Raw genomic sequence first — 19810 nt, 5'->3', positions numbered from 1 at the left:
CTATCACCCAGTCTATTTGGTTGTCTAGCAGGGCTTGCTGAAAACGAAATAAGGCAATGCGTTAAAGCCAAGCGCAACCAGCACAACCGTAATCAACTCGACTTTATGACTGCGCGCGCAAGTCGACGCGGGCGGTATCATCTTCGCCATTGTCAACGCCATTGTTAGGGGTTGAGTCGGGGTCAGTGGGGGTTGAGGAAATTATTTCGGCAGTACAGGTGCCTGATGCCGTAACGCGCGCCTGAAACTGTAGCGTGACGCTGCTTCCCGATGCAATCGAGCTGACCGTACCAAGGGCTCCATTCTGCGTTGCGGTCATGTTCGTACCCGACACAAACGTTTGTCCGGTTGGCAGGTAAGCACGGGCTGATACGTTTGTCGTGGTTGCTCCGCCCCGGTTGTAAATCGTCAGGGTATAGGTGACGACGTCGTTCACTTTCGGAACACGATTGCTGACGGCAATGCCCAAACTCAGGTCGGCCGTGTTGGGGTCGGGCGTAGGCTGATTGCTCTGCACGGGCGGTAACGGCGTCTGGTTGGGATTGGGCGATGCATAGATACCAGATCCATTGCCTCGTGTGCGGAAATCGGCCTGAGCTGTATCATCCTGCCCGTCGCCGGTACCCGAATTCGGCTGACTGTCGGGGTCGGTCGTCTCGGTCTGCGCAATCTCAGCCGCGTTCTGGTATAAACCATCCGCTGTTGGCTGAGTGGTAAAACTCAAGCTGGTACTGCTGCCCGCGTTCAGTTGAGCGATCGTACCGGTTACGACTCCGTTCGCGGCTGAAACCCCCATCCCGGATACGAACGCCAGATTGGCCGGGAGCCGGTCACGCACGACAATATTGGAACTGGTTACCGGACCATCGTTGCGGACGGTTAGTGCCACCGTGACGAGATCGCCTACCGCCGGTGTGCGCTGACTGATGTCCATGCTCAGGCTCAGATCGGCAACGTTGCCCAGCGAATTTATTTCGAACACGTTGGACGGAACGGCGGGCAGCGCGGGTGAACTGGATACGACCCGAAACATATACGAACCACTAGTATACGAACTGGGTAGCGTGACCGTAATTGGACTGGTGGTGCCACTACCGAGTACGGCCAGGTAATGCCCGGCTGCGTCGAGGAGTTGAACCTGCCATTGGTTATCGCCGTTGAAGGTGCCAAGTGTCGTGAAGGGTACACTGACGGTGCCGCCGGGTACGACGTAGCGGGCGATCGTACCGGTCGCGGCAAACTGCGTCGGGGTGATCGGCGTCGCATTCTGGAAAAAGTTATTGTCCAAGCTGGCGTTCCAGTTCCGGGCAAAGCGCGACAGCCCCATCTCGACCGGAATACTGTTTGGGTTGAGGTAGTACCGGGGATGGACGTCAGGGCGATAGCTGTTCTTGAAGTGAACGTCGACAGCGCCGGCCAGTCGGTTCTGAATCGTGTCATTGTAAGGCCCCGGATACACATTCAGCCCCTGGGTCAGAATAACAGCGTTCTGCTGATCGATAACCGCTGGCGTTGTCACCCTGCCGTTGAATGAAGCTCGGGCCACAACCCAGGCCAGGTTACGGTTACCGTAATCCTGCCGAGCCTTTTGAATGACGGCCCGAAGCCGGTCGGCATACTGCGGAATATCGTTGCGCGAAACGTCGTATTCGGCCTCCCCCTGATGCCAGAGAACCGCTCGCGCACCAGCTATCGAGAGGTAATAGTTTTGTACGTTTTTCAGGTTAGTGTACGGTTGCAGGTTTGGCCAGTTTTCCGTGCAATAATAGAGGTTGCAGGTTGGCTGCCCATTGGCGGTACTGTACCAGTTCGACAGTGCCGAACCATCCCAGCCTGCGTTGTAAAAGGCAACCGGCACGTTGTAGCGGTTGACAATGTAGTCGCCCAGTTCACCCCAGCCCCACGAACTTTCGGCCATGGGAAAAATCTGCCGACCGGCGGTAAGGGCTTTGTAAACCGGAACGGGGGATGGATCACCGGATGAGAACAGCTGCTTTCCGGCTTCCGGTGGGTAATAGTGATTGATTGAATCAATAGTACTGACGCGATCGGTAGCGGTGCCGAGGTCATTATCGCCCGGTCCTAAACCGCGTGAGTTCGACTGGCCGGCCGTAACGAATACCTCACCGATACCCACCGGCTGCACGCTTGTCTGTGCCGTTACGGCTCCGCCGACAATTGTTCGAACCGTCAGCGTGTACCAGCCGCCCGCCCCCGTGACGTAACCGATAAACTGGTTATTTGTCGGGCTCGTCTGCACAACCTGCCAGTCGGTAGCCGTGCCTTGCCCCGTTGTAACAGGCGTCAGTTGCGCTTCTACCCGGTCGACGCTACCCGACAACCGTCCGGCAATATACATACGACCGGTGCCGTCGGCACCCCGCTGCACGACCAGCCGGGCCATAGGGTGAGCAAGTTGAACCTGCGCGGTTGTCAGGAGTGGAAACAGCAACAGCGCGAAAAGACTGCGAACGAATAATGGCATGGCTGGGTACGAAAACCAGAAATCAGGCAAAAGTAATGCCTTTGCACTGGTTTATAGCGTATTGTTGACGAAGCCTTAGCTAGTGAACCCGCAGTCGAAGCTGCGCCGTATCGTCTTCACCGTTGGTTAACCCATTGTCAGGCGTTGAGTCGGGATCGGTAACACTGGCGGAGATCAGCTCAGCCTGAACGGTAAATGGCTGTCTGGCGTTGGACCGGATTGGAACGGCGACGATTTTAGACTGGCCAGGCTGCATTATTCCGTCGACAGGTATGACCAGTGTGCCACCCGTTTGACTGCCAGCAGTGATGTCAGCCGGTACAGTCAACCGGATACTGACGTTGCCAACGGACAAACCACCCTGATGGGTGACGATTAGCGACAGGGTTGTTGGCATGGTTGCCGTCAACACGGATTGAGCCGTTGCTAGCGACAAACTCAGATCGGCTTTGGTCGAGTCGGGCAGAGGTTGATTCGACTGCACGGGTGGCAACGGTGTCTGGTGCGGGTTAGCTGATTGATAGACCGTCCCGTCTGTTTGGGCTGTGCGGAAATCGACGGCGGCCATATCGTCTTCACCATCGCCCGTGCCCGAGTTTGGTATCGATGTAGGATCGAACTGGTCGGCGGCTGTCACCTGTGCTGTCTGAACAAATGTGCCGGGAACCGTTGGGCGTAGCAGCAGCGAGTAAGTAACCTGATTACCGGGGTCAAGCTGGGCGATTTTTCCGACTAGTTGCCCATCGGTCAGGGTCAGCCCGGACGCTGTCAGCACAGATAGTTCGGGCGACAGCCGGTTACCGACCGATACATTCGTGGCTGTTTCGGGGCCCTCGTTCCGTACGGTCATGTACATAAATAATGGATCGCCCGATCGTACAACGCGTTTTTCGGTTACCAACTGCATCGTCAGGTTGGCCGGTGGTATGTTGGTGAACACATACGTGCCGCTACCGACGGCAAACACGACGCGGTCGGACTCCTGCCGTAGAAACACCAGATCGGGAGACTCCAGCGCCCGGCGACTGCCTTCCCAAACCAGCTCGGGTGAGGTGGCGGGGATGGCTACTTCCGCCCGGCAGTTGCCCGGTATAGTCACGGTCCAGCGAAAACCCCGTTCGTTTTTGATCCAACCGCTGGCAATCGGGCCGTAGGGTGATACGTGGCTGGCACTGACCTGATTCAGATTGCCGACAGGCGTAGGGGACATGCTTAATCGGCGAAAGCCCGGTTCAGTCGCCTTGATACCGGCTACGTTTTCGTATAGCCAGATCAGCAGATCGCCCAATAGCATGACGTGGTTGCCGGAATTCATGAAGGCGCTGGCGGTGTTGCCGTTCCAGAGTTCCCAGATCGTCGTGGCCCCCTGCTGCGTCATGTAGCCCAGGCTCGGATAGGTGGTGTTCGTCGCAATCTGATACGCCAGATCGGGCCGTCCAACGGTGGTCAGCGTACGCATCAGCCACTGTACACCGACCACCCCTGAACTGACGTGCGTGTTGTATTCGCCCGTCAGGCGACTGAGTAGATTGGCCGTTACGCGGTCGCGCCGGTCGTCGGGGACCATGCCGAACGCCAGCGGCAACAGGTTCGCCGTAGTCGTGTTGTTGGCATACTGTTGTTTGCTGGTATCCCAATGGTTGCGGTTGAAGGCATCTCTGACAAGTCTGGCCCGTTCGGCAAACCAGACCCGGTCGGCGTCGTTACCCGTGATCGTTGCAAACCGTTCGAGTAGCGTCAGAATCCGGTAGTAATGCGTCGAGCCGAGTACGTCGAAGGGCGTTTTGCGGGTTGGGTCCTGCGTAATAATGATTTCGGGTGATTCGGGGGGGACGGCCCAGTCGCCATACTCATCTTTCCAGTAGTTGTAATCCTGCTGATACCGGTCGATGTACTGAATCCAGCGTTTCATCGAGGCATAGTGTGCCCGAATGGGCCGGTCGTCGCCATACTGATCGTACAGCATAGCCGCAATGGTCGCATAAGCCGCTGGCCAGGTCGCGTTATCGGTGTAGAGTTTCCAGTAGGAGGGGGCAACGTCTGGAATACTGCCTTCGTCGGTTTGCGCGTCTTCAATGTCCTGTAACCATTTGGCGTAGAGCGACTGATTGTCGAACAGGAAACTTTCGCCCTGCGCACCCGTCGTGCGGTCGCCCAGCCAGCCCAACCGTTCGTCGCGTTGGGAGCAGTCCGTCGGCATACCCCGGTAGTTGCCTTTGATACCCCAGTCGGCATTGGTCACGATCTGGTTCAGCACCGGGTTCGATGAACTGAACGTACCGCTGTGCGCCATCTCGTCGTAAATCACGCAGCCGTCAAACTGCGCAACGGTCGGTGGCGTTGTAAGGCCGGTTATTTCTACGTAGCGGAAGCCGTGGTAGGTAAAACGCGGCTCCCAAACCTCCGTACCTTCGCCTTTCAACACGTATGTGTCGGTTTGCAGGGCCGACCGGAGGTTTTCCTGGTAGACGGAACCGTCGCCGTTGACTAATTCGCCAAAGCGCATCGTCAGGCGGGTGCCGCGTGCGCCCGCTACCCGAATGCGCAGCCAGCCGGTGATATTCTGGCCCATGTCGACTACGTACGTACCGTTGGGCAGGGACCGAATCGCGCGGGGGCGCAGCGTTTCCATAATGCGAATGGGCGGGTTGATTTGGCTCTCCAGCCGGCTGGCTGGTGCCGAGACCGATTCAGCGGCCAGCCAGCTCGAATCGTTAAAGCCCGGCTGATGCCAGTTGGTAAGCTCGCGGGTCGCGTCGTAGTCTTCCCCGTCGTACTCGTTGTTGGCCCGGATCGGTCCGTCGGCGGTTACTTTCCAGGAGGTATCGGTAATGATCGTTTGTTTCGTCCCGTCGGTGTAAGTTACTTCCAGTTGCATCCAGCAGCGGGGCAGGCCGTAATGCGTCGTTTCCGGCAGTGCCCACTGATTAAGGCGCATGCGGAAAAAGTGACCGTTCCCCAGGGTGATGCCCAGGGCATTGGTCCCCTGATGAAGTTGCGCCGTTACATCGAAGGTGTTGTAGAAAACCCGCTTGTTGTATTCCGTCGGGCCGGGGGCCAGCACCTGCGTGCCAATCCGTTGCCCATTCAGATGTAGTTCGTAAAGACCTAATCCGCAGATATAAGCGGTGGCCTGCCGGATGGGCTTGGTCAGCTGCGTTTCTTTCCGGAAATAGCGCGCCGACAGCCGGGTGCGGTTGGCCGTGGGCTGATCCCAGGGAAACGTTTGTTCCAGCCCGATCCACTGCGCCGTGCGGTCGCTTGCCTGCATCAGCCCCATTGTCCAGGTCGCTGGCTGGCTCCAGTCGGACGTCAGGCCGTTGGTTGTTACGATCTGTACTTTCCAGAAGTAGCTGGCCCGGCTGGTGAGCGTCTGGCCGCCGTAGGGTATCCAGATCGACTGGTCGGTCGATACCACGCCGGAATTCCACAAATCGCCTTCGTTACGGGCCAGTTTCTCGGCTGAACTGGCAACCAGTATATGGTACGACTGTTGAAGCAAGCCCCGGTCTGCTCCGCTAAGCTGCCAGCTCAGACGCGGCTTCGTGGTTTCAAGGGCAGTTGGATTCGTGAGGTTTTCGCAGCGTAGCGCTGTCGCACTGATCGCATTCTGCGCTTTCAGGGAAAATAAACCAAGCCAGAGCCAGCAAACGAGAGCGAGTAGGAAACGCGACATGAGAAGAATAAAAGCGTGTTATAGTAATACGCTTGTTACATTTCCTGTGCCGAACGGAAACAGGTGTTCCCGAAGACTAACAAATGGCTATAAAATGTAAAAGCGGATGTTGCCACCCGCTTTTACGCCAGACCAAATGCTGTAACTACGCTGCTTTCTTTGTGGAAAATCCATGGCGCAAAGAGTGCAGCGCTTCTTCCCGCAAAAAGCCACGTAAGCTCAAATCTATGTCGATAGCTGGCCAGTGAATACCTGCTTCAGTTAGCGTATGATTCAATAGTTAGTTATCACTGGCTTGCCCCATCGCTGAATACGCAGACAACAACCGGCTGATCATTCGACGGTTGGGGAGAATCACCAGGAGTAAATCCAACGCGCGAAAGTGAACAAACCGGGCAACTTTCAACCCTTCCTCCGCAATCAATTCATCAACAGGATCACCGTAAACAAGCACTTACTCATCCGATGTTTGTAGCCAGGCGGCTAGCCGATGACTGACCAACGGATTTATACCAGGCGTTCCGTAATAAGCAACGCTACACTTTCCCGCGTAGGAAGTCAGCGGTGAAGTTTTGCCCTTCCGGGAGCTGCACCATCTGCTCGGGCGTACCCGTAAAGGTGATGTAGCCACCCGTTTCGCCACCGTCGGGACCGAGGTCGATGATGTGGTCGGCGTTTTTGATGACTTCCATGTTGTGCTCGATGATGATCACCGAGTCGCCCTGATCGACCAGCGCGTTGATGGCGTCGAGCAGTTTACGAATGTCGTGGAAGTGTAACCCCGTCGTTGGTTCGTCGAAAATGAACAGCGTGCTGCCTTTGTTCGGGTTGCCCTTACCGAGGAACGACGCCAGCTTGACCCGCTGCGCTTCCCCGCCCGACAGCGTATTCGCCGACTGGCCCAGACCGATATACCCTAGCCCGACCGCCTGCAACGGCAGCAGTTTGTCGGCCATTTTAGGATCGGCCGTGCGGAAGAAAGTAACGGCTTCGTCGACGGTCATGTCCAGAATGTCCGATACGTTTTTGCCGTCGAGCGTCACCTCCAGTACTTCCTGCTTGAAGCGTTTGCCGCCACAGCCTTCGCATTTGAGGTAAATATCGGCCATGAACTGCATCTCGATCTTTACCTCGCCCTCGCCCTGACAGACTTCGCAGCGCCCCCCGTCGACGTTGAACGAGAAGTGGCTGGGTTTGTAAGCACGGGATTTCGCGATTGGCTGATCGGCCATGACCTGCCGCAGGTAATCGTACGCTTTGATGTACGTAACCGGGTTCGACCGGCTCGACTTGCCAATCGGATTTTGATCGATCATTTCGACCGCCAGAATCCGGTCGAGCGAGCCTTCCAGTGCGTCGTATTTACCCGCTTCTTCGGTTGCGTCGCCCCGTTGCCGCATCAGGGCCGGGTACAGCACCTTCCGGATCAGCGTACTTTTTCCCGAACCTGATACGCCCGTTACAACGGTCAGGTTGTTCAGCGGGAAACGGGCCGATACGTCCTTCAGATTGTTTTCCCGCGCTCCTTTGAGTTCGATGAAATTAGCCGACTTGCGCCGGAATGACGGCACGGGTACCGTTTCGCGCCCGGTCAGGAAGTCCAGCGTGTGCGACGGGTAGTGCGCGTCGGTCGTTGCGTGGTTGTCGCCGTTCACAACGTCCTGCCACGTACCCTGAAAGACAAGGTGACCACCCAGCGACCCGGCGTCAGGGCCGATGTCGATTAGCTGATCGGCCGCCCGCATCACTTCTTCTTCATGTTCAACCACGATCACCGTGTTGCCCATGTCGCGCAGCGATTCCAGCACACTTACCAGTCGCTTTGTGTCGCGCGGGTGCAGCCCGATGCTTGGTTCATCAAGAATATACATCGAGCCAACCAGCGCCGAGCCGAGTGACGTCGCCAGCTTGATGCGCTGATATTCGCCCCCCGATAGTGTATTGGTCAGGCGGTTGAGCGTTAGATAGCCCAGGCCGACACGCTCCATGTAGTCCAGCCGATTCTGAATCTCGACCAGAATCCGGTCGGCCACTTTTTTCTGGTGGTCGGGCAGTTCGAGCTCGCGGAAGAAACTGGCTGCTTTATCGATGGGCATCAGCACCAGATCGGTGATGCTCTTGCCGCCGACTTTGACGTAACCGGCATCTTTGCGCAGCCGCGACCCCCGACACTCCGGACAGGTGGTTTTGCCCCGGTAGCGTGATAGCATCACCCGGTACTGTACTTTGAACGTCTGGCTTTCCACGAATTCGAAGAACGCGTTCAGTCCGTCGAAGTATTTGTTACCCGTCCAGAGGAGTTCCTGCTCGGCGGGGGTAAGTTCTTTGTAGGGGCGGTGAATGGGAAAATCGAACCGAATACCGTTCCGCAGCAGCGGCTTCATGTATTCATTGCTCATTTTCTCGCTCCGCCACGGCATGATAGCGCCTTCGAAAACCGACAGGTTTTTGTCGGGAATAACCAGATCGGGATCGATGCCCAGCACTTTGCCGAAACCATCGCATCGGCGGCACGCACCGTACGGGTTATTGAAGGTGAAGAGGTTGACGCTTGGCTCTTCAAACAGAATACCGTCGAGTTCAAACTTGTCTGAAAACTGCCGCGACTCCTTCCCGACGATGTCGACGCGACAGGTGCCGTTGCCTTCGTTGAAAGCCGTCTGAACCGAATCGGAAAAGCGGTATTGATTATCTTCGTCGGGCTGACCATTGTCGTCGTAGATCACCGTGCCCCGGTCGACCAGAATTTCCAGCGGGTTCGACACCAGCTTGTCGGTTTCGTCGGGCTGTTGCAGCAGTTCTTCGATAAACTGAACCTGCCCCTCAACGGCGATACGGGTGTATCCTTTCTGAATCAGGATGTTCAGCTCCTGCGAAAGCGTGCGTCCGTCGTGCAGCCGCAGCGGAGCCAGAATCATGACCCGCTGCGGAGTGCCGCCCAGACCTGCTTCGAAGCTGTACATGTAGTTGACCACGTCGCTGACGGTATCTTTCTTTACTTCGTGGCCCGAAATCGGGGAATACGTTACGCCCACCCGCGCAAACAGCAGCTTGAGGTAATCGTAAATCTCGGTCGACGTGCCGACGGTCGAGCGGGGGTTGCGGGTCGAGACTTTCTGCTCGATGGCAATGGCCGGCGAAACACCTTTGATGTATTCAACCTCCGGCTTTTCCATCCGCCCCAGAAACTGCCGGGCGTAGCTGCTCAGACTTTCGACGTACATGCGCTGCCCTTCGGCAAACAGCGTATCGAACGCCAGCGACGACTTGCCCGACCCGGACAGTCCCGTCAACACGACGAGCTGATTGCGGGGGATGGCAACGTCAATTCCTTTCAGATTATGTACTTTCGCCCCCTTGATGATGATGTATTGCTTGGGGTCGAGTTGGTCGACGGAACGCGGTGATTCGACTTCCGGTGTATGAGTCATTCGAAGAATTATCAGGCTATAAACTATCTAAGTTTTAACGGTTTTAGCGCCGGATAGGTTCTTTGCTTGTCAATGTGTAGGAGGAGATGGAATTTGCATCAGAAGATTTAATTCGGCTGACGATCGCGCTGCTGATGGGCGGGCTGATCGGGGCCGAACGGGAGTACCACGGGAAGGCCGCCGGGTTTCGCACCATGATTATGATCTGTGTCGGCTCGACGCTGTTTACGATGGTATCGAACCGAATGGGCGGCACCGGCGATCGTGTTGCCGCCAACATCGTCAACGGGATCGGGTTTCTGGGGGCCGGGATCATCTTTCGGGAAGACAATCGGGTAAAAGGGCTGACCACGGCTGCAACGGTGTGGGCCGCTTCGGCGTTAGGGATGTGTGTGGGGAGTGGGCATTACGATATTGCGCTGATTGGCTTCGCGTTTATCATCAGTTCCCTGCTTCTGCTGTCGGGTATTGCCAAACGGATCGAACGGCTGAATCAGACGCGGGATTACAAGATCGTAACCCAGTTCCGCCATAAAACACTGAACCAGTACGAGTCGTTGTTTCAGGCGTGTGGCCTTTCACCGACTCGTGGGCAGCAGCAGCGCATTGGTACCGACATTATCGGTCGGTGGCGGGTCGACGGTGCGCAGCAGGATCACGAACGCTGCATCGAACGCTTACTGAACGACCCGGAGGTAAAAGAATTCACGTTCTGATTTCGTTAGTATTTTTGCAATCTGTAGACTGTCAACCTATATCATGCATTCGATTCGCAAAATTTTGTTACTCATAGCCTTATGTAGCAGTACGGTTGCCTTTGGGCAGTTGACCGCTGACCCGGAAGACCGGCGCGAACAGGGCAAAGATCCACTGCGGACACAAACCCCGGAAGGCCGTCCGCTGCCGTTCAGCCAACGGCTTCGCTTCGGTGGGGGCATCAACAACATTCGCTTCGGCAACCCGTTCAGCTTTGGCGTGTCGCCGGTAATCGCCTACCAGACGACCGAGCGGCTGCTGCTTGGCGTTGGTGCCACGTATGCCTATACGCGCTACAAGGGAATCACGAACACCGGTACTACTGTGCCGCTTCAAACGTACAATCAGTTCGGCGGCCGGCTATTCGCCATGTACGAGTTTATCCCGTCGATTCTGCCGAACCTGTACTTACACGGGGAAGTAGAGAACAGCACGATTTCGGTGCGGGATGAGCAACGGGGCGCTACCAGCAGCTACGGGCTGACGGCTCCACTGCTCGGTTTGACTTATTCGCAGCCGATCACGGGTCGCTTTGGTATTAACCTGACTGCACTATATAACCTGAACTACAATCAGAATCAGGCCGTGGCACAGGCAATCTATGGTAGCCCACTGGTCATTCGGCTGTCGTTCTTCTAACAGAAATTGATTCGTGTGTATTACGACGCACAAAAAATCCCGGCTGATAATCAGCCGGGATTTTTTGTGTTATTCAACCGTAAACCGAGTACTGTACACCGTAGACGACTCTACGGCATCGTATCCCAGATGATGTCAGTAATCCGTTGCATACCCGCGTCGTTGGGGTGAGCGGCTACGCCCGCGTTGGCGTATTGACTGGCGAAGTAGGAGGGAACGCCCACCATGCTTTTCAAATCGGCCAGGGGAATACTTTTTTCTGCGGCTACCTGCCGAATCACGGCGTCGGCCTGCGGACGATTCCACACGCTTGTCGAACAGATGATTTGTACCGGTCCGCCCGCGTTCTGTTTCAGATAGTCAAACAATAAGCGCAGGTTACCGGCCAGGTTGTTTGCCTGAACAGCGCCCTCGTCTATGTTCTCACCGATACGGACGAAGATAATGTCGGGTTTAAATTCCTGTAGCGGTGTCAGGAACTCAGTTACGCTATAACCTGCCTGCCCGAACTGCCGCTCAAACGTCCCACCCGACACCATCCTGGTCTGTACTCCGTCGCGCAGGTTGTTCAATTTAGCCGTCAGCAGATGTACGTAATCTTTCTCCGGTGCCGAAGCTGCCATGCCGTTGAAATTGGTCCAGCCCAGATCCGGAGCGGGACCGTGACTCATAATGCTGTTACCAATCACCATCATCCGCTGAAAATAAGGCGTTACGGTAGCTTGGGCGGTCTGCGACGTCAGATCATTGATCCGGGTCCGGGCGAGCATCTGTTTCCGGCTGACAACGGATACCTGATCACCCTTCACCCAGGTTGCCCCATTGTCATAAGAGTACTCGGTATAGGCCCCACTTGGCATGCTGCTTGCGGAAAGCTTCAGTGTGCTTCCGTAAGCCACCGAGCCACTTTGCTGACTGAAACTCGGAATCGGTAGCCCCTGTGGCGTCGGTGCCGGTGTATTGATTGGCGTGGTTACGCGTTGAATCGTAATGGTGCGACAGGCGGGATCGGTCAAGGTACCAGCCGTGGCAGCGGGGTCAACCTGTGCGCAGCCAAACTGCCAGAAAGAGAAGTACAGGAGGTACGTAAAGCCAAACCGGATTGCCGTTGTGCCGATCCGTAAATGTCTGAGAAGCTGATTCATGCTGACAATTGTTACTATCTGACCGGTAATTAGGCTAAAAGTGTGCCAACCGGGATAAAGGGTAAACAAGTTAGGGGTGCCGACCAAGCCGATAGTTGATAGCAGTGAAACCATGTCAACAAGTTGAAACATAAAAAAGGGCGAGTAGACGAAGCGGGGCTCGTCTCCAAATACGGTGCCAATCGACACGCTACTGCAACGGTACACCAGAGAAGACTACTTAATGGAATGCTGTAAATTATATACCTTTGGTTTGATTTATAAACTTAATCCATGCTGTTCAGTTCGGCAATTTTCCTGTTCCTGTTTCTACCCGCTTTTCTGATCGTTTACTACCTGTTGCCCAGGCGATGGCATAATGCGTTTCTGTTTGGTGCCAGTCTGGTATTCTACGCAAAAGGGGAAGGCCTTGTCGTACTGGTATTGCTGGTATCGGCACTAATCAATTACATCGCTGGTCAATTAATCGAACGGGGTAAGCGGAAAGCTGGCCTGTGGCTTTCGTTGGTAGGCAGTCTGTCGCTGCTCTTCTATTACAAATACGCCAATTTCCTGTTTGATTCCGTTCGGGGCTTTGCGGAAGCCTTTATGCTGCCTGTCTCCGAGAATCTGACACTCGCCCAGATCGCGTTGCCCATTGGTATCAGCTTTTACACGTTTCAGGGTATCTCCTACACCCTCGACATTTACTGGGGGCGCATCAGGGCCAATAAAAGTTTCCTCGATTATGGCACCTATGTGGCCATGTTTCCGCATCAGATTGCGGGGCCCATCGTTCGCTATGCCGACATTGCTCCTGAATTGAGTGAGCGAACAACGACACTGGAAAAGTTTGGTGTCGGTGCGGAACGGTTTATTATCGGCCTGGCCAAAAAAGTACTGATCGCTAATACGTTCGCTAACATTGCGGACACGATCTTCAACGCCCGGCCGGATAGTTATGGAACGGCAACGGCCTGGATCGGTATTGTTGCCTACACGCTACAGATCTACTTCGATTTCTCCGGCTATTCCGACATGGCGATCGGGCTGGGAAAAATGGTTGGCTTCGACTTCAAAGAGAATTTTAATTATCCATACATCGCCAAATCGATACAGGATTTCTGGCGTCGGTGGCACATCTCGCTGTCGAGCTGGTTCCGGGATTATGTGTACATCCCGCTGGGTGGAAATCGGGTTGGTAACGTACGCACCTACGTCAACCTAATGATCGTGTTTCTGGTAACCGGCCTCTGGCACGGGGCAAGCTGGAATTTTATCATCTGGGGCGTTTACCACGGCGCTTTTCTACTACTCGAACGCGCCGGCCTGGGAAAGTGGCTCGCCAAAGTATGGCCACCGATTGCGCATTTGTATACACTGCTGGCCGTGCTGATCGGTTGGGTCTTCTTCCGGGCGCTGACGTTGACGGAAGCTGTAGCGTACCTGAACAAGATGGTGGGTGCCGGGCCGGAACTAGCTGAGCGACTGGCGTATCCACCCTCCTTTTTTCTGAGCGGTGAAGTGATCGTTACGTTTATTATCGGCATTATTTTGGCTACACCCGTTTATCATGTGTTTCAGCAGTTTTGGCTTCGGTTACAAAATAGTTTGATGCGTACGAACGCACATTACTTGTTTGACTCGGCCTACGTGCTGGGATTAGTTTGTTTATTCATCATGTCGGTCATGTACCTGGCGGCTGATACATATAACCCCTTTATCTACTTCCGATTCTAATTGCTACCATACCGATGACCGCCTATCCGAGAATTGAAAGCGTAGAGGTTCCGAAACTTGTGGTATCCACAAGTACGCGTCGGCCATCGGTACGGTTTCGGGCGGTGTTGGCGGGTGCTTGTTTCGCTACACTGCTGATTATGCCCGCAGTGGATCAATGGCTTCATCTGTCCACTCGGTTTCAGAGTACCGAAAAGCGGGCTCTTGCGGCTCGGCCTACGCTGGATTTTCCGCATGTAAAAACATTTGTGCATCAGTACGAACACTACTTCAACGAGAACTTTGGCTGGCGCAACGCACTCTTCTACGCCTACAGCTCCTGGAAGATGAACGTGCTGGGGCAGTCGCCTTTACCAGAAAAGGTAGTGGTTGGCAAACGCGGGTGGTTCTATCCCGGTAATCACTTCGCGAAGATTGTTGATCAGCATCGGGGCGTTGACCCCATTCAGCCCCGTGAGTTGCGCGCAATAAAAGACAGACTCACATACTACCAGCAACAACTGGCCCGGCAGGGGACACGCTTCTATGTGATGGTTGTGCCGGATTCGTACACGATCTACCCCGAAAATCTGCCCGATAAAATCAAACGGCACAGTGGCCCCTCGAACCTGGATCAGTTACGGACGTATCTGGCCCAGCAGTCGGGTATTTCTTTGATTGATGTACAGCCAGCGCTGCGTAGCGCCAAGAAAGAGCGACCTGTCTATTGCCAAACCGATACACACTGGAATGATTTCGGTTCGTTGGTAGCCTCACTGGCGATGGTTGGTCGGGTGCGGCAAGACTTCCCGCAACTGATCGAACCCCGACTGGCCGACTATACAATTAAATCTGCGCCAGGAATCGGCGGTGATCTGACGACGATGATGGCACTGCACAGCGTACATCGCGATTCGATTCAGTACATCGTGACCCCCCGGAAAAGCCTGCAAGCCCGACAAACGGCCGATATACCAAATTCGGAAATGAACTTGCCGTCGTCGCGTTTTATCGGCCCACAGCCCGCCATGCCCCGCCTGTTGTTTATCGGTGATTCGTTCAGCTTCAGCATGAATCGCTTTGTACCCCAGTACTTTGGCGAAAGTTTTCTGGTACGTAGCCACCGGCTTGATCTGGCACTGGCGCGGGCCGAACGCTCGGATATTGTCGTGGTTGAGATTGTCGAGCGGAATCTGCGTGAACTGGCTGATCTATAACTGTGTATTTTTGCGGTTGTTTACACGCCGGCTAGGTGCCTATCAATCCTGAATGAATACATCCTTTCGGTTTAAGCTGGCTGCTTTTGTCTTCGCAGGGTTACTCCTGTTGCCCACACTGGATCAGTTGCTAAACCTGTCAAAAGCCTACAAGAGTACCGAAAACCGGCAGCAGTCGACCCTGCCACCGCTGCATTTTCCCCATGTCCGCAGCTTTGTAAAGCAGTTTGATCAGTATTACAAAGAAAACTTTGGCTGGCGTAATGCGCTGTTCTACGCCTACAGCCGCTGGAAGTTGAACCTGCTGGGCGAATCGCCTTTACCGGAAAAAGTCGTAGTCGGAAACGATGGCTGGTTTTACCTGGGTAACAGCTACAACCGGGTGGTCGACCAGCACCGGGGCTTATTGCCGTTGTCGGCTGACTCGGCCCGCATCATCGCGCAGCACCTGACGGCTACACAACAGCGCCTGGCCAAACAGGGGATTCGCTTCTACGTGCTGATCGCGCCGGACTCGCACACCATCTACCCGGAGCATCTGCCAACGCAACTGACCGTCAGTACGCAACCGTCACGACTCGATGTGCTCACGAAAGCGATGGAACAAACCCGCGTGCCGTTTGTCGACATTCGCGACACGTTGTTGACTGCCAAGAAAGAGCAGGTTGTCTACTACCAGACCGATACACACTGGAATGACTATGGTACGCTGATTGGCAGTGCTGCGCTGTTAAATCGAATTCGGCAGGATATACCGACCCTGCCGGCTCCCCGGCTGACGGACTACCGGATACAAAAGCAGCGTGGACTTGGGGGCGATCTGACGACGATGCTGACCGTACAGGACGAGCATCGGGACCCAGTTTATTTCGACATCAAACCCGCGCCCGATCGTACTGCCAGACAAGTGGCTGAAGTACCGAATCCGGTATCAGGCTTCCCGTCGGTTCGCTTTACCAGAACAACGAGCGATGACCTGCCCCGGCTGCTGTTCATTGGCGATTCGTTTAGCCACAGCATGATGCAGTTCGTACCCGGTTATTTTCAGTCGGCTTTTTTCATGCGCGGCCGTCACCTCGACCCGGCGGTCGTCGCGGCTGAACGGCCGGACGTGGTGGTGGTCGAAATCGTAGAGCGTAACATCGGCGACCTGGCTACCTTATAACGGTTTGTAAACGGGCTGCGTAATGAGTCAGGTATGGCTCACCGGCACGAAGAAAGCCTGGAATCGGATCAGCTTCAGAAAAGATACCGGCGTCGTATAGACGGGCTGTATAGTCGTTGACCTGAACGGCCGCAGAAGGGAGTTGCTTCCGATAAGGCGTATGTACGAATCCGCCAGCCAATCTCTCAACTGGGTATAGACCAATAGCCAGGTTTATAAAAAGCGAAGGCGACCGGTTGGGTCGCCTTCAGCTACTTAGTTTTACGGGTTACTTTGGTTACTCGGGCATGTCGGCTAGTACGGTAACGCCCCCTTTTACGCGGTCGCCGATGGCAACTTTAACATCGGCATCCAATGGCAGAAATACGTCAACACGCGAGCCAAACTTGATAAAACCCAGTTCACCACCCTGCTCGACGGGTTGACCTTCCTTTACGTACCACACGATGCGCCGAGCGACAGCCCCGGCAATCTGCCGCAGCAGCACTTCAGCGCCGTTGGCCAGTTGAATAACGACCGTCGTGCGCTCATTTTCGGTGCTCGACTTGGGGTGCCAGGCTACCAAATATTTGCCCGGGTAGTATTTGAAGTACCGCACAATACCCGTTACCGGGTTGCGGTTGACGTGTACGTTCAGGGGCGACATAAAGATAGACACCTGCCGACGCCGGCCTTTGAAGTATTCTGCTTCGTCTGTTTCCTCGATAACGACAACCGTCCCGTCGGCGGGCGCTACTACATGCTGTTCGCCCATCGTTAACGGCCGCATGGGAATTCTGAAGAACTGGACGACCAGTACGAACAGAATTAAACTGGCTACGGCCAGCAGCGTGATGGCGGTACCGTTATCCGAAAACAAGAAAAAATAAGCAAGCAGGTTGAGGGCTAATAGAACCAGCCCCGTTACCAGCATGATGGTGTTGCCCTCCCGGTGTAGACGCATTGCGTAGAGTTGAAGTTACAAGGTAAAGCCGGTCAATCGGACCACGATTAACCGGCAGAATGGCAAAAATCGTAAATAACGCCTGTGAAACCAACACTTATTAGTAACCGCCACGGTACTTATATGTACTGGCAACTTTATCAATGGCGACAATATAAGCGGCCAGACGCATTGGTACTTTGTAGTGTTGTGAGGTGTCGAAGACACGGTCGAAGGCGTCTTTCATGATCCGGTCGGCACGGCGGTTCACCCGGTCAAGCGTCCATTTGTACCCGATGCGGTTTTGTACCCATTCGAAATACGACACGGTAACGCCACCGGCGTTCGCCAGAATATCCGGCACCACCATAATGCCTTTGCGGTTGATGATTTCGTCGGCACTGGCAGAGGTAGGACCGTTGGCACCTTCCACGATCATCCGGGCCTGTATCGACTCGGCATTATCGTCGGTGATCACGTCTTCCTTGGCCGCCGGAACCAGCACGTCGACCGGTAGGGAAAGTAGTTCTTCGTTGGAAATCGGTTCGGCACCCGTGAAGCCTTCCAGCGACCCCCGGTTGTTGTTACGATAAGCCACGGCCGCCGTTATATCGATACCATTCTCATTGTAATACCCCCCCGAAATATCGCTGACCGCCACGACTGATACACCGCGTTCGTGCAGTAGCTCGGCTGCAAACGAACCCACATTTCCAAAGCCTTGGATAGCCGCCGTCGACCGGTATGGGTTCATACGCAGCTTATCCATCGCAGCCAGTGCGGCTACCGTAACGCCCCGGCCGGTTGCTTCCGTACGACCCAGCGAACCACCCAGTACCAGCGGTTTCCCCGTGACGACGCTGTTCACCGTCATCCCTTTCGCTTTCGAGTACTCGTCAACGATCCAGGCCATTTCGCGCGGGCCCGTGCCCATGTCCGGGGCCGGAATATCTCGGTCTGGACCGAATACGTCGAGCATACTGACCGTGTACTGCCGGATCAGGCGCTCGATCTCACCGGCCGACATCTCGCGGGGGTTGCAGGCAATTCCCCCTTTGGCACCGCCATAAGGAATGTCGACAACCGCCGATTTCCAGGTCATCCAGGCGGCAAGCGCCCGAACCTCGTCGAGATTGACGGCCGGATCGAGCCGGATACCCCCTTTAGCCGGCCCTAAAATATTGGAGTGAATGACGCGATACCCCTCGAACACCCGAATGCTGCCATTGTCCATCGTCACGGGCAAACCGACGATTACCTGCCGGGCCGGTACTTTCAGGATGTCATACATTTCGTCGGAAATACCGACCATTCGCGCTGCCGCATCGAAACGCGACATCATCGATTCAAGGGGATTTTCTTTGTCTTTTATGGGGGCAGGTTCTATATACGCCATGGCTGTTACTTTACTGGCATCAACCAGTTTTTTAGTGAAGTGTCAGGTAAACTTACAAAAAGCGGCAATATGTTATGAAAGCCCTATTTTTTCTGAGATTAATATAAAATAAATGCGCAGTGATAAATAATAGTGGGTTGTACTCTTACCAAATAGGTGATGCATCAGTAGCCGGTAAGCCAAAGAAAAATCGGTGTTACGGCTATTTTACCAATAGGTAAAATAATTATCACTGTAGTAAGTTCTCCGCAATCTGATTGAAAATCAACTACAAATGCATTAATTTTGCGCCTTCTGATAGAACAATAAGTTATCACGGCAGTCTGCTATGATCCAAGAAGAAAAAAAACGGTACTCAGAAGAAGACCTCAAAGAGTTTGAAGAACTCATCGGTCAGAAACTGGAAGCCACGCGTAGCGAACTTAACTACATTAAGGAGACGCTGAGTAAACGCAATGATAGCGGCACGGATAACACATCGGGCAATTCGAAACTGCTGGAAGATGGTGCTGACACCAGCGAACGGGAGAACCTGAGCCAGCTTGCAGCGCGCCTGCAAAAGTTCACGCAGCAGCTTGACGCAGCCATGGTTCGCATCAAAAACGGAACGTATGGTATTTGTAAAGACACCGGTAAGCTAATTCCCAAGGAGCGGCTTCGGGCAGTTCCCCACACGCAACAAACCATCGAAGCCAAATTACGTCAGTCTCGCTAGAGCGTAGACGCGTTCGACATACATAGTAAGGAAGGCTGTCTGCGGACAGCCTTTTTTCGTACGTAACATTTTTAGTAACCTTTATAGCCGCCCACAAACAAAATCAGCCGTTTTTAGTAGATAGAGTGGAACAAAAGCCTAAAGCCATGCTAGAACACCTCGAAGAGATTCGGGAAAATATATTCCGCTATCTGGAAGCACGGATCGAGCTGTTTACGCTCGAAACTCGCTCGAAGATCGAGGAAGGCGTCGTTGTCGGTATTCATGCAATTGTACTGGCGCTGCTTGGTACGATGACGCTGATTTTTCTGTTTTGTTTGTTAGCCGCTTATTTGAACGAGGTACTCGACAGCCGCTACCTGGGCTTCCTAATCGTAGCTGGTTTCTTCCTGGTCACAACGTTGATCTGGGCAGCCGCCAAGGAGTCGATGAAAAGCCGGATACGGGTCGTTGCGTACAGCGCGATTAAGAAAAGTCAGGAAAAGAAAGTAGAAGAGAAAACGGAAATCATTAACGATCTGATGGAGAAAACAACCGGACCAACGTCTACTTTGTAAGTGCATCG

13 protein-coding genes are annotated in these 19810 nt (G+C 54.5%); 7 read left to right on the top strand and 6 right to left on the bottom strand.

Translation table 11 applies throughout. The features are described 5' to 3' along the window. Positions 1 to 103 precede the first annotated feature (103 nt). From CLV58_RS03545 to uvrA, 3 genes are all read right to left on the bottom strand, one after another. Positions 104 to 2485 carry a sialate O-acetylesterase gene (locus CLV58_RS03545; protein WP_106136462.1) on the bottom strand — a complete coding sequence of 794 codons (2382 nt, stop codon included), beginning with the start codon at positions 2483 to 2485 and terminating at the stop codon, positions 104 to 106. 79 nt (positions 2486 to 2564) lie between these two features. Next, on the bottom strand, positions 2565 to 6161 hold the full coding sequence (locus CLV58_RS03540) for a family 78 glycoside hydrolase catalytic domain (RefSeq protein ID WP_106136389.1): 3597 nt from the start codon (positions 6159 to 6161) through the stop codon (positions 2565 to 2567). A gap of 536 nt (positions 6162 to 6697) precedes the next feature. Further along, positions 6698 to 9592, bottom strand: a complete 2895-nt coding sequence (gene uvrA, locus CLV58_RS03535) for an excinuclease ABC subunit UvrA (protein WP_106136388.1) — start codon at positions 9590 to 9592, stop codon at positions 6698 to 6700. A gap of 86 nt (positions 9593 to 9678) precedes the next feature. Between uvrA and CLV58_RS03530 the strand changes: the two genes are divergently transcribed. After that, the gene (locus CLV58_RS03530; protein WP_106136387.1) at positions 9679 to 10308 is read left to right on the top strand and encodes an MgtC/SapB family protein; all 630 of its coding nucleotides are present in this window, start codon (positions 9679 to 9681) and stop codon (positions 10306 to 10308) included. A gap of 43 nt (positions 10309 to 10351) precedes the next feature. Beyond that, the gene (locus CLV58_RS03525) at positions 10352 to 10987 is read left to right on the top strand and encodes a hypothetical protein (RefSeq protein WP_106136386.1); all 636 of its coding nucleotides are present in this window, start codon (positions 10352 to 10354) and stop codon (positions 10985 to 10987) included. Between the two features lie 110 nt (positions 10988 to 11097). On the opposite strand, the gene CLV58_RS03520 is transcribed toward CLV58_RS03525, so the two are convergent. Continuing rightward, positions 11098 to 12132 carry an SGNH/GDSL hydrolase family protein gene (locus CLV58_RS03520; protein ID WP_170108638.1) on the bottom strand — a complete coding sequence of 345 codons (1035 nt, stop codon included), beginning with the start codon at positions 12130 to 12132 and terminating at the stop codon, positions 11098 to 11100. Between the two features lie 273 nt (positions 12133 to 12405). Between CLV58_RS03520 and CLV58_RS03515 the strand changes: the two genes are divergently transcribed. The 3 genes from CLV58_RS03515 to CLV58_RS03505 all read left to right on the top strand — a co-directional run bounded on the left by CLV58_RS03515 (position 12406) and on the right by CLV58_RS03505 (position 16212). Then, positions 12406 to 13851, top strand: a complete 1446-nt coding sequence (locus CLV58_RS03515; protein ID WP_106136384.1) for an MBOAT family O-acyltransferase — start codon at positions 12406 to 12408, stop codon at positions 13849 to 13851. A 140-nt stretch (positions 13852 to 13991) separates the two neighbouring features. Next, positions 13992 to 15047, top strand: a complete 1056-nt coding sequence (locus tag CLV58_RS03510; protein ID WP_245882191.1) for an alginate O-acetyltransferase AlgX-related protein — start codon at positions 13992 to 13994, stop codon at positions 15045 to 15047. 52 nt (positions 15048 to 15099) lie between these two features. Next, a complete protein-coding gene (locus CLV58_RS03505) occupies positions 15100 to 16212 on the top strand; it encodes an alginate O-acetyltransferase AlgX-related protein (protein ID WP_106136382.1) in 1113 nt (370 codons plus the stop codon). Between the two features lie 277 nt (positions 16213 to 16489). Here CLV58_RS03505 and CLV58_RS03500 read toward each other — a convergent pair whose 3' ends face one another. Beyond that, positions 16490 to 17155 carry a phosphatidylserine decarboxylase family protein gene (locus tag CLV58_RS03500; protein ID WP_106136381.1) on the bottom strand — a complete coding sequence of 222 codons (666 nt, stop codon included), beginning with the start codon at positions 17153 to 17155 and terminating at the stop codon, positions 16490 to 16492. Positions 17156 to 17255: 100 nt separating this feature from the next. After that, positions 17256 to 18530, bottom strand: a complete 1275-nt coding sequence (locus CLV58_RS03495) for a Glu/Leu/Phe/Val family dehydrogenase (protein WP_170108637.1) — start codon at positions 18528 to 18530, stop codon at positions 17256 to 17258. A gap of 328 nt (positions 18531 to 18858) precedes the next feature. On the opposite strand from CLV58_RS03495, the gene CLV58_RS03490 reads away from it, so the two are divergent. Together CLV58_RS03490 and CLV58_RS03485 are read left to right on the top strand one after the other, a co-directional pair. Beyond that, positions 18859 to 19245, top strand: coding sequence for a TraR/DksA family transcriptional regulator (locus CLV58_RS03490; RefSeq protein WP_106136380.1), 387 nt, complete (start codon positions 18859 to 18861; stop codon positions 19243 to 19245). Positions 19246 to 19391: 146 nt separating this feature from the next. After that, positions 19392 to 19802, top strand: coding sequence for a phage holin family protein (locus CLV58_RS03485; RefSeq protein WP_106136460.1), 411 nt, complete (start codon positions 19392 to 19394; stop codon positions 19800 to 19802). Positions 19803 to 19810 lie beyond the last annotated feature (8 nt).

The organism is Spirosoma oryzae, from assembly GCF_003002825.1.
Lineage (GTDB): Bacteria > Bacteroidota > Bacteroidia > Cytophagales > Spirosomataceae > Spirosoma > Spirosoma oryzae.
This window is presented reverse-complemented; position numbering and strand designations above follow the sequence as displayed.

Excerpts from the sequence above, each read along its gene's own strand:
- CLV58_RS03500 (WP_106136381.1), bottom strand. The coding sequence starts at position 17,155 with ATGCGTCTACACCGGGAGGGCAACACCATCATGCTGGTAACGGGGCTG.
- uvrA (WP_106136388.1), bottom strand. The coding sequence starts at position 9,592 with ATGACTCATACACCGGAAGTCGAATCACCGCGTTCCGTCGACCAACTC.
- CLV58_RS03510 (WP_245882191.1), top strand. The coding sequence starts at position 13,992 with ATGCCCGCAGTGGATCAATGGCTTCATCTGTCCACTCGGTTTCAGAGT.
- CLV58_RS03490 (WP_106136380.1), top strand. The coding sequence starts at position 18,859 with ATGATCCAAGAAGAAAAAAAACGGTACTCAGAAGAAGACCTCAAAGAG.
- CLV58_RS03520 (WP_170108638.1), bottom strand. The coding sequence starts at position 12,132 with ATGAATCAGCTTCTCAGACATTTACGGATCGGCACAACGGCAATCCGG.
- CLV58_RS03525 (WP_106136386.1), top strand. The coding sequence starts at position 10,352 with ATGCATTCGATTCGCAAAATTTTGTTACTCATAGCCTTATGTAGCAGT.
- CLV58_RS03505 (WP_106136382.1), top strand. The coding sequence starts at position 15,100 with ATGAATACATCCTTTCGGTTTAAGCTGGCTGCTTTTGTCTTCGCAGGG.
- CLV58_RS03515 (WP_106136384.1), top strand. The coding sequence starts at position 12,406 with ATGCTGTTCAGTTCGGCAATTTTCCTGTTCCTGTTTCTACCCGCTTTT.
- CLV58_RS03545 (WP_106136462.1), bottom strand. The coding sequence starts at position 2,485 with ATGCCATTATTCGTTCGCAGTCTTTTCGCGCTGTTGCTGTTTCCACTC.
- CLV58_RS03530 (WP_106136387.1), top strand. The coding sequence starts at position 9,679 with ATGGAATTTGCATCAGAAGATTTAATTCGGCTGACGATCGCGCTGCTG.
- CLV58_RS03540 (WP_106136389.1), bottom strand. The coding sequence starts at position 6,161 with ATGTCGCGTTTCCTACTCGCTCTCGTTTGCTGGCTCTGGCTTGGTTTA.
- CLV58_RS03495 (WP_170108637.1), bottom strand. The coding sequence starts at position 18,530 with ATGGCGTATATAGAACCTGCCCCCATAAAAGACAAAGAAAATCCCCTT.
- CLV58_RS03485 (WP_106136460.1), top strand. The coding sequence starts at position 19,392 with ATGCTAGAACACCTCGAAGAGATTCGGGAAAATATATTCCGCTATCTG.